This window comes from Novosphingobium gossypii, assembly GCF_050433305.1.
GTDB classification, from domain to species: domain Bacteria; phylum Pseudomonadota; class Alphaproteobacteria; order Sphingomonadales; family Sphingomonadaceae; genus Novosphingobium; species Novosphingobium gossypii.
On the sequence record NZ_JBNPXM010000006.1, the window covers coordinates 196,949 to 211,085 of the forward strand.

The window sequence follows — 14,137 nt, forward strand, 5'->3', positions numbered from 1 at the left end:
CCCGCCTCAGACCGCCTGCGTGTGAAGGCCTGGGCGACCTGACTCTAGCGCGAACCGCGCGATGTCGCGGATACCGGAATCCTCCCGCAGCGCATCGTCGAGGCCACGGAACGTCACTTGTCCGCCCTTCGCGTCGATGTCGAGGCGGCCGTAACCGCGCACATAGGCTTCCGCAAAGGCGAGGCCGTTTTCCGGGGCGAGCCGCTTGAAATCCGGATCGGGCCGCAACGAAGAGATCGATCCTCCGACGAATTCGGAGGCGATCGGCGGACCGTCCGGACGGTCGGGATGCCGGATGTCGGCAGCGGCAAAGGCGTGAATGTCGCCGCCCAGCGCCAGCGGATTGGACGTGCCCGCTTCGGCCCACCGGCGGAAGATCTGATCGCGTGCCGCCGGGTAGCCGGACCAGTTGTCCGCCGAATAGTGCACCGCATCCGAGGTATCGCCGGGGTCCATCACGCGGGCCTGCGTCATCAGGGTCTGCTGGGCCAGGAGATTCCACTGCGCCTTGCTGGTCCCCAGTGCATCGTCCAGCCAACGCTCCTGCGTGGCGCCCAGCATGGTGCGACCCAGCTCACGCAGGTCTGCGCAGTCCGGGATGGTGCCGAGATAGCGCTTGTGCGCCTCGATCAGGCCCGGCGGCTGGCAGGCGTGGGGACCACGATACTGCCGGTCGTCGACGATCTGCAGCTGCGCCAGCGCACCCCAGTCCAGCTTGCGATAGATCCGCATGTCCGGGCCTTTGGGAGCATGGGCGCGGATCGGCTGATGTTCGTAATAGGCCTGGTAGGCCGCGGCCCGGCGGCGCAGGAACACCGCCGGATCGGCATTGTCCTCGGCAAGCGCGCCGGCATAGTCGTTCGCCACTTCATGATCGTCCCAGGTCAGCGCCCAGGGCGCGGCGTGGTGCGCGGCCTGCAGCAGCGGATCCTGCTTGTACGTGGCATAGCGGATGCGGTAGCCGGCGATGTCGATGGGTTCGGGATTGCGGTGGACGCGCACGACGTCCTTCTTCCCCACCGTGCCGGGCGCCCCTTCATAGATGTAGTCGCCCAGGAACAGGATCAGGTCGGGGTCTTCTTCCACCACGTGCCGCCAGGCGGCATAGTAGCCGACCTCGTACTTCTGGCAGGAAGAAAAGCACAGGCGCAGCCGATCGACCATGGCGCCCGGCGCGGGCGCGGTCTTCGTGCGGCCGACCGGGCTCGATTCCCCTCCTGCGATGAAGCGGTAGAAATAGCTGCGGCCCGCAAGCAGTCCCCGCGCATCGATGTGGACCGAGTGGCCCCAACGCGGTTCTGCTTGGGCAGTGCCTGACCGGACTACGCGCGCGAACAGGCGGTCTTCGGCTACTTCCCAGCGCACCGGCACCGACACAGGGGGCATCCCTCCGTCCCCGGCCATCGGTTCGGGCGCAAGGCGGGTCCACAGGATCACACCGTCCGGCAGCGGATCGCCCGAAGCGACACCCAGGCTGAACAAGCCCTGCGGCAGGCGCACGGCGCCGCGCGCGCCCACCGAAAGAAACGCGGCTGCCGCAGCCCCGCCAGCGATTGCAGCACGGCGGGTAAGGGGGAAGGGGGCGGAACGTTCGGAAAGCGACAGGGTCATGGCGGCGGGCTATCGCGGGTGTTTGTTACCGAACCATGACAATGGCCGGGCGCCGTTTGCTGTCGAACCAGCGCATTCCCGACCCGCGAAATCTTTTGAAACAAAAAACTGATGTTATAACGTATCATCATGAACTAACGACTGCCCTTCAGCCTTGAGGGGACCATAGCGGCATGAAATACGGACTACTTCTCGCCTCGGTGGCAGGCGCCTGCATCGCGGCGCCGCACGCCTTCGCGCAATCCACGAACGCGCATCGCGCCGACGACATCGTGGTCACGGCAACCGCGCTGCAGCAGCGCGCCGACGAGACGGTCACGCCCGTGCTGACGCTGGGCGGCGAGGAACTCGTCCACCGCCGCCAGGCGACGCTGGGAGAAACTCTGGCCGGACAGCCGGGCGTCAACTTCGACAACTTCGGCGGCGGTGCCAGCCGTCCCGTCATTCGCGGCCAGACCGCGCCGCGCGTGCAGGTTCTGTCGGACGGCTCGCAGATTCAGGACGCCTCGCAGGTTTCGCCCGACCACGCCGTCGTCGCCGAGCCGCTGCTGATGCGCGGGATCGAAGTGCTGCGCGGTCCCGCGACGCTGCTTTACGGCGGTGGCGCGATCGGCGGCGCGGTCAACGTGCTCGACAGCAAGATCCCCACCGTGCTGCCCGAGGGCGGGATCGAGGCGGTTGCGGAAGGCCGGCTCGGCACGGCGGACAACGAGCAAGCGCTGGTCGGCGGCCTGACCGGCGCGATCGGCAACTTCGCCGTGCATGTGGAGGGCATCGCCCGGTCCAGCGACGACTATCGTGTGCCTTCCCGTTTCGGCGATCGCCATGTGGACGGATCTTACAACGACACCTCGACGTGGTCCGTCGGCGGGGCGTATGTGGGCGAGCGGGGATATCTCGGCATCGCCTATACCCGGCAGAACAGCGAATACGGCCTGCCCGGCCACAGCCACGACTACGAGGACTGCCACCCCCACGGCACCAGCCTGCACTGCGGCGGCCATGACGATCACGGTCATGGGGAAGAGCATGGGCATGGGCATGGGGAAGAGCACGATCATGACCATGACCACGATCATGGCGAAGAAGGGCATGACGAGGTGCCCTACGTGCGGCTGCGCAGCGAACGGATCGACATCCGCTCCGATTACGAAGACCCGCTGCCCGGTTTCGAGCGGGTCCGCTTTCGTGCCGGCCTGACCAAGTATCGCCACGAGGAACTGGAGCACGACGAAGTCGCCACGACGTTCCGCAACAAGGCGCACGATGTGCGCCTGGAGCTGACACATAAGCCACTGGGAGGTTTGCGCGGCACATTCGGGGTGCAATACGCTCACAGCGACTTCAGCGCCGTTGGCACCGAAGCCTACCTGCCGGAAAGCGAGACGACGAACACCGGCGTGTTCCTGCTGGAAACCTTCCAGCTCGGCCCCGTCCGCCTCGAAGGCGCCGTGCGGCAGGAATGGCAGACAATCGAGACCACGCTGAACCGCCGTGCCGAGCACAATCCCTTCTCCATCTCCGGCGCGGCGATCTGGGACAGCGGCACCGGCTATTCGGTGGCGCTCTCGCTCGCCCGGTCGCAGCGCGCACCCACCGCGCAGGAGCTGTTCGCGCGCGGCGTCCATCTGGCGACGAACACCTACGAACTGGGTGACGCCACGCTGGGCAAGGAAACCTCGCACTCCATCGACGTCACCCTGCGCAAGTCGCTGGGCAACACGCACTTCACGCTGGGGGCCTACCACCAGGACTTCGACGGGTACATCTATGCCCAGACGCTGGACCGGTTCGAGGACTTCCGCCTGATCGGCTATACCGCGCACGACGCGACGTTCACCGGTGTCGACGGCGAGATCCACCACCAGTTCTCCCCGGCGCTCGGCGTCTCAGTGCTCGGCGACTACGTCCGGGCCAAGTTCAAGGACGCAGGCGGCAACCTGCCACGCATACCGGCAGGCCGCCTTGGCGCGCGCGGCGATGTGGCAGTGGCGGGCTTCACCGTGAACGCCGAATACTTCCGCGTGTTCGAGCAGGACCGCACCGCATCCTACGAGACCCGCACGCCGGGGTACGACATGGTCAACGCCACGGTATCGTACAAGCTGGACTTCGGCGGCTCGTCCGCCGAACTCTACCTGCGCGGCACCAACCTGACGAACGCCCTCGCCTTCAACCACGCATCCTTCATCAAGGATGCCTCGCCCCTGCGCGGGCGCAATGTGGTCTTCGGCCTGCGCACCATGTTCTGACGGCTTGCCGGACGGGCGGTGTCCCCGCCGCTCGTCCGGCTGCTGTTGCCGATGCACCACAGGTTTCATCTATTTTCGCATCATATTGCGACGCATTCCCAATAGCGTTAACGGCACCCCGTTCTAAGAATGATTTGCAAAAGGGGTTCCATCATGTCCGCTCGCTCACTTGCCCTGTGCGGCGTTGCCTTCCTCGCCTTTTCGGCCACCGCCGCGCGGGCGGCAGAGGAAGCTCCATCGGCGGCGGGCGAAGCTGGACTGAACGACGACAGCATCGTCGTCACTGCGGGCAGCGGCACCAAGACCGAAACGCCGCTGGTCCAGGTGCCCCAGCCGCTGACGGTCATCACCTCCGACCGCTACATCTCGCAGGGCGCGATCAGCATCAGCGACACCGTCAAGTATGCCGCCGGCGTGCTTGCGAACCCTTACGGTCGCGATACTCGCGTTGATGGGTTCAACATCCGCGGCATCGATGCGCTGCAGTTCCGCGACGGCATGCGCGATATCTTCAGCTACTACGCCAGCATTACGTCCGACCCATACAACTTCGACCGCGTGGAAATCGTGCGCGGCCCGGCGTCCGTGCTGTTCGGCCAGGGTTCGATCGGCGGCCTCGTCAACCTCGTGTCCAAGACCCCGGAATTCCGCACCGGCGGCGAAGTCAATCTCGTCTACGGCAGCTATGATCGCAAGGAAGCGATGGCGGACCTCAATCTGGCGCTGGCAGACAACCTGGCGATCCGCGCCGTGGGTCGCGTGCGCGATGCCGACACTTACGTCGATCACGTCCCCGACGACCGCGTGATGTTCGCCCCGTCGATCCGCTGGCAGCCAACGCCCGACACGAACATCGTGCTCAACGGCCTGTATCAGGAGGACGACACCGGCTCGACCTCGCAGTTCCTGCCCATCGTGGGGACGTTCAGCCCCAACCCGGGATACCCGGAAGGCAAGCTCGATCCTTATACCTTCGTGGGCAAGGCGGGGTGGGACCGCTACAACGGACGCTCGCTGCAGGGCGGCGGTGCCATCACGCATTCCTTCTCGGACAATATCCGCGTCAGCCTGAAGGCCCGCTACATCGACAGCGACCTTCAGTATTTCACGCATTACGCCGATAGCTACACCTATCCGCTGAATCCGTTCTCCGTCTACGGCACGGACGGGCGCACCATCGGCCTTTCCTCCAGTGCATCGAACGCGCGGATGAACGTCTTCTCGACCGACAACAACGTGCAGTTCACCTTCAATACTGGGGCGAACATCGAGCACAAGCTGCTGGTCGGCCTGGACTACAGCTGGAACAAGGTTCGCAAGCAGGAAACCTACGGCGCCACCGAGATCGTCGACCTCTACGATATCGACTATGCATCGCTGGCCGCCTACGAACCTTCGGGCGCGTGGAACACCGACAGCCAGAAGCAGCTGGGCATCTACGTGCAGGACCAGATCCGCTTCTTCGATCGCGTTTCCGTCGTCCTGGGCGCCCGCCGCGACCGCGTGACCTCGTCCGCCGGCAGCAAGGACAACGCCACCACCTTCCGCGCCGGCATCATCGGCGAAGTGGGCGCCGGCTTCTCGCCGTTCTTCAGCTACACCGAAAGCTTCCTGCCGGTGGCCGGCTCGATCCAGACCGGCAATCCCGACAACCCCACCGGCGCGCCGTACAAGCCGCAGACCGGCAAGCAGTTCGAAGCGGGCGTGAAGTGGCAGCCGGAACCCGCGACGCTGGTCACCGTGACTGCCTTCCACATCAAGGAGCGCAACCGCGTCCTCTACCTGCCCAACAACGCCACCGGCCAGTCGGGCGAACTGACCACCAAGGGCATCGAGTTCGAAGCCAGCCACACCCTGCCGGGCAACTTCGAACTGCTGCTCAACTACGGCTACAACAACCTGAAGTCGGAAGTGAACAGCAGCCTGGACTACATGCCGCGCCACACCGCGTCGATCTGGTCGACCAAGACCTTCGGCATCGGCAAGGCGGCGCAGCTTCGGCTTGGCGGCGGCGTCGTCTACAACGGCAAGAGCAAGTCGACCGGCCAGATGGATCCCTACGGCCTCAACCCCGCGATCCCCGCCGGCACGCTCTACACCATCGTCACGCCTTCGCGCACGACGGTGGACGCGCTGGCGGAGATCAACTGGGACAACTGGCGCTTCGCGGTCAACGCGACGAACCTGCTGAACGAGAAGTTCTTCGCATCGTGCCTGGCGCGCGGCGACTGCTTCATGGGCGCGCCGCGCAACGTGATGGCGACGGTCGGCTATCGCTTCTGATGACATTGCGGGCGCGGTATCCCCGCGCCCGCAACTTCTACAGCCCCAGCGCTTCCAGGCCGGGATGATCGTCGGGCCTGATCCCTTGCGGCCAGTGGAACAGGCGCTCGCTGTCCCTGATGGGCAGGTCGTTGATGCTGGCGATGCGCCGCGCCATCAGGCCGTCTGCGGCGAACTCCCAGTTCTCGTTGCCGTAGGACCGATGCCAGCCGCCATCCGCATCGCGCCATTCATAGGCAAAGCGCACCGCGACCCGGTTGCCGTCGTGTGCCCACAGATCCTTGATCAGGCGGTAGTCATGCTCCCGTTCCCACTTCCGGGTCAGGAACTCGACGATGGCCCCGCGGCCCTGCAGGAAGTCGGAACGATTGCGCCACTGGCTGTCCGGCGTATAGGCCAGTGCTACCCGTTCGGGATCGCGGCTGTTCCAGCCATCCTCCGCAGCGCGAACCTTCTGCAAGGCGGTTTCCCGCGAGAACGGCGGTAGAGGCGGTCTTGTCATCGTCAGGCTCCTGCTCGTTCAGGCAAAGGGGGTGGCGAATTCCAGGCGAATGCCGCCGGGAATGAATATGAGGAAGTGGCGCGTCGCTGAACCCGAGCGGATCGGACCGGGGGGCGCATCGACAATCACTTCGGGATGGTCCTGCACCTTGCTCCAGATCCGGTCCAGCGCGGCATCGTCGGCCACGGCCAGCGACAGGTGATGCAGGCCAATGTTGGCACGCCGGTCGAAGGCTCGGGCGGTCAGCGGATCGGCGGCGCGCCACAAGGTCAGCAGAACCGTCCCGTCCGACACGAAGATGGAAGGGTAGTCAGGCACCCCGCCGACTTCCTCGAACCCCAACAGGCCGCAGAAGAACCCGCGCGCCTGATCCAGATCGGGGACGGTCAGGCCCACATGGTGCACGCCGCGGGTCAGCTTTTCGGTCATTGTTGCATTCCTTCCAGTTCCGCGACGCGGGAGCGCAGGCGGGCAAGTTCGTCGATCAGTGGCTGGGTGGAGCGGCTGATCTGCGCTTCGGTGAAGCGCGGGGTTATGTGCTGCGGGCAGTTCCAGTCGAAACCCAGGACATCGATCACGAAGGCGCGCTCCGGCTCGGCAGCGTAACCGGAATGCATCAGCGCGGCCATGATCGCGGGATCCTCACTGCTGCGCGCATGGCCGATCAGCTTGAGCCGGCGCTGGTTGGGATAGTCCATCAGGAACAACGACACCCGGTCATCCGCCGCAAGGTTCGCGGTCGAAAGGTACTGCCGGTTGCCGCGATAGTCGGCAAAGCCGATGCGGTTGCCCTCGATCCGTCGCAGGAAACCGGTCGGACCCCCGCGATGCTGGACATAGGGCCAACCGTTCTCGGTCACGCTGGCCATGTAGAAGCTGTCTCTCGCCGCGATGAACTGGGCCTCACGGTCCGTAAGGACGTCCAGCGGGCCCGCCTGCGCCTCCATCCGCGCATACGAAGCCCGCGAACCGTCAGCCTCTTGAAGGGCCCGGGCGCGGGGGCCGAACATCGTATGGAGATATGTCTGTGCCATGCCACGGAAGGTAGCCTGTTGCGCCGGCTGTGGTAATTATCGCATTATGGACTTCACCATTTCACGATGAGCAACAATGGACCGCTTCGAGACTTTGACCGCCTTTGTCGCCGTTGCCGATCACCGTGGCTTTGCCGCTGCGGCACGGACGCTGGGATCGTCGCCGCCGTCCATCACTCGGGCCGTTGCGGCGCTTGAGCGGCATCTGGGCGTATCCCTGTTCCACCGCTCGACGCGGGCGGTGTCGCTGACCGATGAAGGTGTCGCCTTCCTCGACCGGGCGCGGCGTATCCTGACTGATCTGCGCGAGGCCGAGCAGATCGTCACCGGCGGGCGCTCCATGCCGCGCGGGCAGTTGTACGTGACTGCGCCCACCTTCTTCGGGCGCCTGCATGTGCTGCCCGTGATCAACGAGCTGCTGGCACGGCATGAAGCGCTAAACGCGCGTATGATGCTGTTCGACCGCAACGTGCGCATCGTGGAGGAAGGGATCGACGTAGCGGTGCGGATCGGCACGTTGACGGACAGTTCCCTACGCACGGTGGCGATCGGTTCCGTCCGGCAAACGATAGTCGCCAGCCCGGCCTACGTTGCGGAGCACGGCCTTCCGAGAACGCCGGTCGACTTGAAGGCGCATCGCTGCATCGCCGGCAACGGCATCCGCATCGGCAATGCCTGGCCGTTCGGCGCAAAGGCGGACGAGGTGGTGCAGGTGACACCGCGCCTGACGCTCAACACCATCGACGCGGCCATAGCGGCGGCGGAAGCAGGTCAGGGGTTTGCGAATGTCCTGAGCTATCAGGTTGCCGACGCCATCAAGGCCGGTCGCCTTGTGCCCGTCCTGACCGACCATGCCCCGCCCCCGCTTCCCGTCAGCCTGCTCTACGACCCCGGGCGCGCCGCAATGCCTGCGGTACGCGCCTTCATAGAGGCGATGCGGGACCGTGCGCGTATGCGTACGTGGCAGTGACGGGCAACAGGGGTCCTGCGGGAAGCCATGGGACTTCCCGCAGACGCCTTGGTCAGAAGTCCTTGCGCAGCATGATGCCCGCATAGCGCTTGTCGTCACGCGGGACGAAGCGGCTGGTGCCCGCCAGCGCGCCGTTGCCCAGCAACGAGGCGTATTGCTGGTTCGTGATATTCTTCACGAAACCACGCACCTGCCAGCTTTCGTCCGCGCCAAGCAACGCCACGCTGGCATTCCAGATGACGTAGCTGGGCTGCACCGTGCTGGGCTGCTGCGTGAGCGAGAATTGGGTCTCGCTCTTGAGCGAAACGTCGCTCTGGATTTCCAGGTTCAGTGCATCGGTCAGCGCGAAGCGGTAGGTCAGGTTGCTGTAGAGCTTCCACTTGGGTGCGAACGGCAGCGGCTGACCGTCGATGTCGCAGCTTGTCGGCGCGCCGACCGGGCAGTTGAAGTGTACCACCTTGGCATCGGTGTAGGCGACAGAAGTGTCCAGCGACAGGCCGGGGATCGGGTGCAGCCCGAATTCCAGTTCCACGCCCTTGCTCTCTACCGTGCCCGCGTTGATGAGGCGGGTGACCTGTGCGCCGCCGACGATGTCGTTGTAATTGGCCTGATAGTTGTGGAACTTGGTCTGGTAGACCGCCAGCGCATAGGTGATCTGGCGGTCGAGCGCCGTACCCTTGATACCCGCCTCGAACGAGTCGGAGGTTTCCGGCTTCAGCACGATCTCGTCCAGCAGCGTCGTCGCGTTGAGCGAGCGCATGTTGAAGTAGACGTTGTAGGCCGGCCCCTTGTAGCCGCGCGCATAGGTGAAATAGGCGTGGGTGGTGGGCGTCAGATCCGCCTGAATGCCGCCGCGATAGGCATCGCCGCGCTGCGAGGTGGAGCCCTGCGCCTGATGGTAGGCGCGGATCGAGGTGATATCGAGCGAGGGTGCTCCGGAATTGGTCGGATCGTTGGTCGAAGTGCGCTCGTGGTAGTAGCTCAGGTCATCCCAGATCGAACGATAGCCTGCAAAGGCGCGCAGCCATGACGTGAAGTTGAAATTGGCCTCGCCGAACACCGCGTAGTTCTTGCTGAGGATGCCGTAGTCGGCAACACCCGTCACCGGCACTGCACTGCCAGCGATCAGGCGGGTGACGGTGCGCTGGTACGTCTCGTCCGTCTTGGCGCGCATGTAATAGGCGCCCACGACATAATCGATGAAATTGCCCTTTGGCGACGTCAGGCGGAGTTCCTGCGAGAACTGGCTGGAAGCCAGCTTGCCCTCGTCGTGAATCTGCGGGAACGCGGCGGTGAGTGCCGAAAGCCCGTCGTTGTCCTGGAACTGGTGGTTCTTCCACTTGCGATAAGCGGTGATGGAAGTGATGGTATGATCGCCCAGTTCCAGTTCGCCGGTCAGCGATCCGCCGTAGTTCTCGTCTGTCACATTGGTTTCGAAGCTGGTGCTGAGTTCGCGGTTGGACGCGCTGGGCGTAATGCCAACACCGCTCAGGAACGCGCCCAGCGGGGCCGATGTGGTCACGGTGCCGGTCGGATAGGCCGTCTGCGACGTGCTGGTATAGACGCTGGTGGCATCGTCGTAGGAGTGCAGGTAGTCGCCCGCGAGCGTGAGCTTGAGCGTTTCCGTGGGCCGGGCCTCGATCTTGCCGCGCGCGCCATAGCGCTCGTAGCCGTTGACCTTGCTGCCGGTGTTCAGGTTGCGCAGATTGCCGTCGTAGTTCGCATAAAGACCATCGATGCGCGCAGTCACGTTTGCGGCAAGTGCGCCCGTAACGCCGGCCTTGAGGCGATATTCCTCGTCCGTGGTGGCGGTGCCTTCGGTATAGGCATGGAACTCGTCCGAAGGCGCGGCCGTGACCACGCTGATGACCCCTGCCGAAGAATTCTTGCCGAACAGCGTGCCCTGCGGGCCGCGCAGCACTTCGATCCGCGAAACTTCGCCCACGTCCAGCGTGGCCTGGCCCGGACGGGCCAGCACGACGCCATCGACCACGGTGGAAACGGAGGATTCCACGCCCGGCGAGGTGCTGATCGTACCGACCCCGCGCACGAAGACCGAGCGGTCCTTGTTGGACGCGCTGGTGCGGAAATCGACCGAAGGCACGGTCGCGCTCAGATCCTGCAGGTTGTGAATGCCGCGATCGTTCAGCGACTGGCCGCTGACCGCGGTGATCGCGATCGGCACCTGCTGGATCGATTCATCGCGATAGCGCGCGGTGACGACGATCTCGCCGGAAACCGGCTCCGCGGCTTCCTCGGCCTGGACTGCGACCGGGAAAATGGCCGCCGAAGCCAGCAACGCGCAACGAACGACGTGGAATGCATGATCTGTCATTGGAAACTCCCTCAATGGGAGCCGACATAGTCAACCGCTGCGGTTGAGAAAGATAGTTTTCCTTTCGCCCCCTATGAAACTTCCCCTAAGCGGCCGTCTGCGGTTCATCGACGCTGACGATCCGGCGCATCGTTAGCTGGATCCAGCCCAGCGCCAGCAGGTAGGAGCAGGCCGCAAAGCCGAACAGCGGCCCGTAGCCAAGCCCCGCCGCGAGAACGAGGCCGGACACCTTGCTGATCGCCGCGCCGCCCATGTTGCCGCAGAATGCGCCGAAACCGGTCACTCGCCCCACTCTGTTGCGCGGCGTCACGTCGGCGATCAGCCCGAACAGGTTGGTCGAGAACCCCTGATGCCCGGCCAGCGCCAGCGCCAGCAGCGCGACTGCGGGCCAGTAAGCGTCCACATGCAGGGCAAGCGGCACCGGCACCACGCATAGCGCCGAGGCCAGCATCAGCGTCTTGCGCGTGCGGTTCGCACTGATGCCGCGCGCCAGCATCGTGTTGGCGGCATATCCTGACAGCAGAGAGCCGGCCATCGAACCGCAATAGGCCAGCGCCAGCGGCGGCCCGAGGTCGGTGCCCGACAATCCGAACTGCCGATGAAAATAGTCCGGCATCCAGAACAGCATGAGCCACCAGGTCGCGTCGGACAGCACTTTGCCCACTGCGATGGTCCAGGTGTTACGCTCCAGCAGAAAAGGTCTGCCGTCGCGCCGCGCGCCCCCTGACCCGACCGATACGCGATCGCCAAAATCCACCCCGCGCGATGCCAGCAGCCAGGCTAGAACCCAGCCGATGCCGACCACACCTGCCGCGATGAACGCCCCTCTCCAGCCCCAGACGAGCGCCACGAACGGGATAGCCAGCGGCGCGAGGATGGCGCCCAGGCTGTTCATGGCATTGGAAAGGCCAAAGCCCAGCGAGCGGGACGCGGGCGGAAACAGCACCGCGATGGTCTTCACCGTGGAGGGCGTGCCCATCGCCTCTGTCGCGCCAAGGCCGGTGCGGCACAGCACGAACTGGGCGAAGCTGTGCGCCCAGCCGTGCGTCATCGCCATGATCGACCATGCCGCCACGCCCGCCGCATTGGCCCACTTCGCGCCCAGCCGGTCGACGATCCACCCGGCGATGAGGAACCCCACCGCAGCGCCTCCCTGGAACCAGGCGGCCAGCGTCCCGTAATCATCGTCGCTCCAGCCAAGATCGGCAGCGATCGTCGGCTTGAGCACCGATATGATCTGGCGGTCTACCAGATTGAGCACGCCCGCCGTCAGCGCCAGCGCGAAGATCAGCCAGCGCCGACGGGACGAAAGCGAAGAACCCACGGTCACTTCGCCGAAGTCTGGCCACCCAGGTCGATCTGCCGCTTCAGTTCATCCGCCAGCGGCGGGGTATATATAAGCGGCCGGCCTTCCGCCTGCGCCTTCAGCTTGGCCGGGGTATCAGGCATGTTCGGGTCGAAGCGGTCGACCGGGTTCGGTTTGACGTACCATTGCGCCGGGAAGTCCGCTGCGTGAGAGCCGTTGATCCCGCGCCGCAGCGAGCCCTGCGCGGTTCGCCTGCCATAAGGGATGACGTGCCTGCCATCGGTGTTGGCCAGCTGATCGTAGAGCGCCAGACGCAGTTCCTGCTTGCGCGATGCCCATTGGGGATCGTCGATCAGGTTGTGCATCTCATCGGGGTCGGCCTTGAGATCGTACAGTTCCTCGGTGTCGTAGACGCCATAGTACTGGATGTACTTCAGCCGGTCCCGCTCGATCGCGAACGTGGTGGGGGTCATCGGGAAGTTGTATTCCCAATAGTATTCATACGTGAAATCGCCCGGCTTCCAGTCTGACACCGGCTGCACGCCTTCCCACAGCTTCCACGCGCTGGTGCCTTCGAACTGCGGCGGGCGCTGCGCACCGGCAACGTCGAGGAATGTCGGCGCGAAATCCAGATTGCGGAAGCGACCTTCGTTCACCTTGCCGGCAGGCACCGTTCCCGGTTCCCACACTACCAGCGGCACTCGGATCGAGGCCTCGTAGGCGTTGCGCTTGTCGATCAGCCCGTGTTCGCCGATCATGTAGCCGTTGTCCGAAGTGAACACGACCAGCGTGTCGTTCTCCAGATGGTTCTTGCGCAGGTAATCCATCACCCGGCCAAGACTGTCGTCGATGGCCGATAGCGTGCCGTAGTAGTACTTGAGATACTCGGTCATCGGCACGTCGGCGTTGTAGAAGAAATCTATGCCGTGCCAGGTGTTGCGCTGGTTCTGCACCCACAGCGGCTTGCCGGCATTGTTCCGGGGCGTGTTGGCCGCGCTGGCGGGAAGCGTGAACTTCGCGTTGTCGTACTGATGCGCGTAGCGCGGCGGCGGCAGCGGGTCGGAGTGGACGCCCTTGTGGCTGAGATAGAGGAAGAACGGCTTCTTCGGATCGCGCTCCTTCGTCAGCCAGTTCATAGCGTAGTCAGTTAGTTCGTCGGTCAGGTAGCCCTTTTGCGGCACCGTCCGGCCATCGACGTTGAGGTTGGGCGACGACTGCCCGGTGTTCACCTTCGAGGGCCAGTAATTGCCCTGCCCGATGAAGCTGACCCACTTGTCGAAGCCGGGGCGCGGCGCGTCCGTGCTGGCGCCCATGTGCCACTTGCCGAAGAACGCCGTCTGGTAGCCGGACTGCTTCAGGTAGCTTGGGAAGTACGTCAGCCCGGCTTCGGAACTATCGTTGTTGTCGACGATGCCGTGGTTGCGCGCGGTTTGCCCGGTCAGGATCGTGGCGCGGCTGGGGCTGCACAGCGACGAGGTGACGACCGCGTTCGGGAAATAGGTGCCTTCTCTGGCCATGCGGTCGATGTTCGGCGTCTTCAGCAGGCCGGGCTGGAGGAAGCCCAGTCCGTCGTAGCGCAGATCGTCCACAAGGACGAAGATGATGTTGCGCGGACGGGTTTCGTTCGCCTGACCCGCGGTCCGGGGGGCAGGGGCAGGCCCTTTCGCAAGCGCCGGGGCGGTCAAGGACAGCGAGGCGAAGCAGGCGGCGCCGAGCAGCGCGCGCAAGGCAGGGATCTTCTTCATCGGGAATTCCTGATCTGTGGATCGCCTCGGTCTCGTGACCGTCGGTCGGACGCGCGTTCTTTGCCCAAATCCCGCATCCGGGGCCACACCTTATGATCA

The 14,137-nt window shown here is 64.7% G+C and carries 10 protein-coding genes; 3 read left to right on the forward strand and 7 right to left on the reverse strand.

Annotated features, from left to right (window positions below; all coding sequences use genetic code 11):
* Nucleotides 1-6 precede the first annotated feature (6 nt).
* On the reverse strand, nucleotides 7-1,611 hold the full coding sequence (locus GGR40_RS13260; RefSeq protein ID WP_429276714.1) for an alkaline phosphatase D family protein: 1,605 nt from the start codon (nucleotides 1,609-1,611) through the stop codon (nucleotides 7-9).
* Nucleotides 1,612-1,784: 173 nt separating this feature from the next.
* Between GGR40_RS13260 and GGR40_RS13265 the strand changes: the two genes are divergently transcribed.
* Both GGR40_RS13265 and GGR40_RS13270 read left to right on the forward strand, forming a co-directional pair.
* Nucleotides 1,785-3,863, forward strand: a complete 2,079-nt coding sequence (locus tag GGR40_RS13265; protein ID WP_429276715.1) for a TonB-dependent receptor domain-containing protein — start codon at nucleotides 1,785-1,787, stop codon at nucleotides 3,861-3,863.
* A 153-nt stretch (nucleotides 3,864-4,016) separates the two neighbouring features.
* Entirely contained in the window at nucleotides 4,017-6,146 is a 2,130-nt protein-coding gene (locus GGR40_RS13270) for a TonB-dependent siderophore receptor (RefSeq protein ID WP_429276716.1), read from the forward strand.
* A gap of 37 nt (nucleotides 6,147-6,183) precedes the next feature.
* Here GGR40_RS13270 and GGR40_RS13275 read toward each other — a convergent pair whose 3' ends face one another.
* From GGR40_RS13275 to GGR40_RS13285, 3 genes are read right to left on the reverse strand one after another with little or no spacing between them, the layout of a single operon-like run.
* A complete protein-coding gene (locus tag GGR40_RS13275; protein ID WP_429276717.1) occupies nucleotides 6,184-6,648 on the reverse strand; it encodes a nuclear transport factor 2 family protein in 465 nt (154 codons plus the stop codon).
* 18 nt (nucleotides 6,649-6,666) lie between these two features.
* Entirely contained in the window at nucleotides 6,667-7,077 is a 411-nt protein-coding gene (locus GGR40_RS13280; protein WP_429276718.1) for a VOC family protein, read from the reverse strand.
* Entirely contained in the window at nucleotides 7,074-7,682 is a 609-nt protein-coding gene (locus GGR40_RS13285; RefSeq protein ID WP_429276719.1) for a pyridoxamine 5'-phosphate oxidase family protein, read from the reverse strand. Before GGR40_RS13285 ends, GGR40_RS13280 begins: the two co-directional genes overlap by 4 nt.
* Nucleotides 7,683-7,758: 76 nt before the next feature.
* On the opposite strand from GGR40_RS13285, the gene GGR40_RS13290 reads away from it, so the two are divergent.
* Nucleotides 7,759-8,652: a LysR family transcriptional regulator gene (locus tag GGR40_RS13290; protein ID WP_429276720.1), complete on the forward strand. Its 894-nt coding sequence runs from the start codon at nucleotides 7,759-7,761 to the stop codon at nucleotides 8,650-8,652.
* Nucleotides 8,653-8,704: 52 nt separating this feature from the next.
* On the opposite strand, the gene GGR40_RS13295 is transcribed toward GGR40_RS13290, so the two are convergent.
* From GGR40_RS13295 to GGR40_RS13305, 3 genes are all read right to left on the reverse strand, one after another.
* Entirely contained in the window at nucleotides 8,705-10,987 is a 2,283-nt protein-coding gene (locus GGR40_RS13295) for a TonB-dependent receptor (RefSeq protein ID WP_429276721.1), read from the reverse strand.
* A gap of 85 nt (nucleotides 10,988-11,072) precedes the next feature.
* The gene (locus tag GGR40_RS13300) at nucleotides 11,073-12,311 is read right to left on the reverse strand and encodes an MFS transporter (protein ID WP_429276722.1); all 1,239 of its coding nucleotides are present in this window, start codon (nucleotides 12,309-12,311) and stop codon (nucleotides 11,073-11,075) included.
* Nucleotides 12,312-12,313: 2 nt separating this feature from the next.
* Nucleotides 12,314-14,038, reverse strand: a complete 1,725-nt coding sequence (locus tag GGR40_RS13305; RefSeq protein WP_429276723.1) for a sulfatase family protein — start codon at nucleotides 14,036-14,038, stop codon at nucleotides 12,314-12,316.
* Nucleotides 14,039-14,137 lie beyond the last annotated feature (99 nt).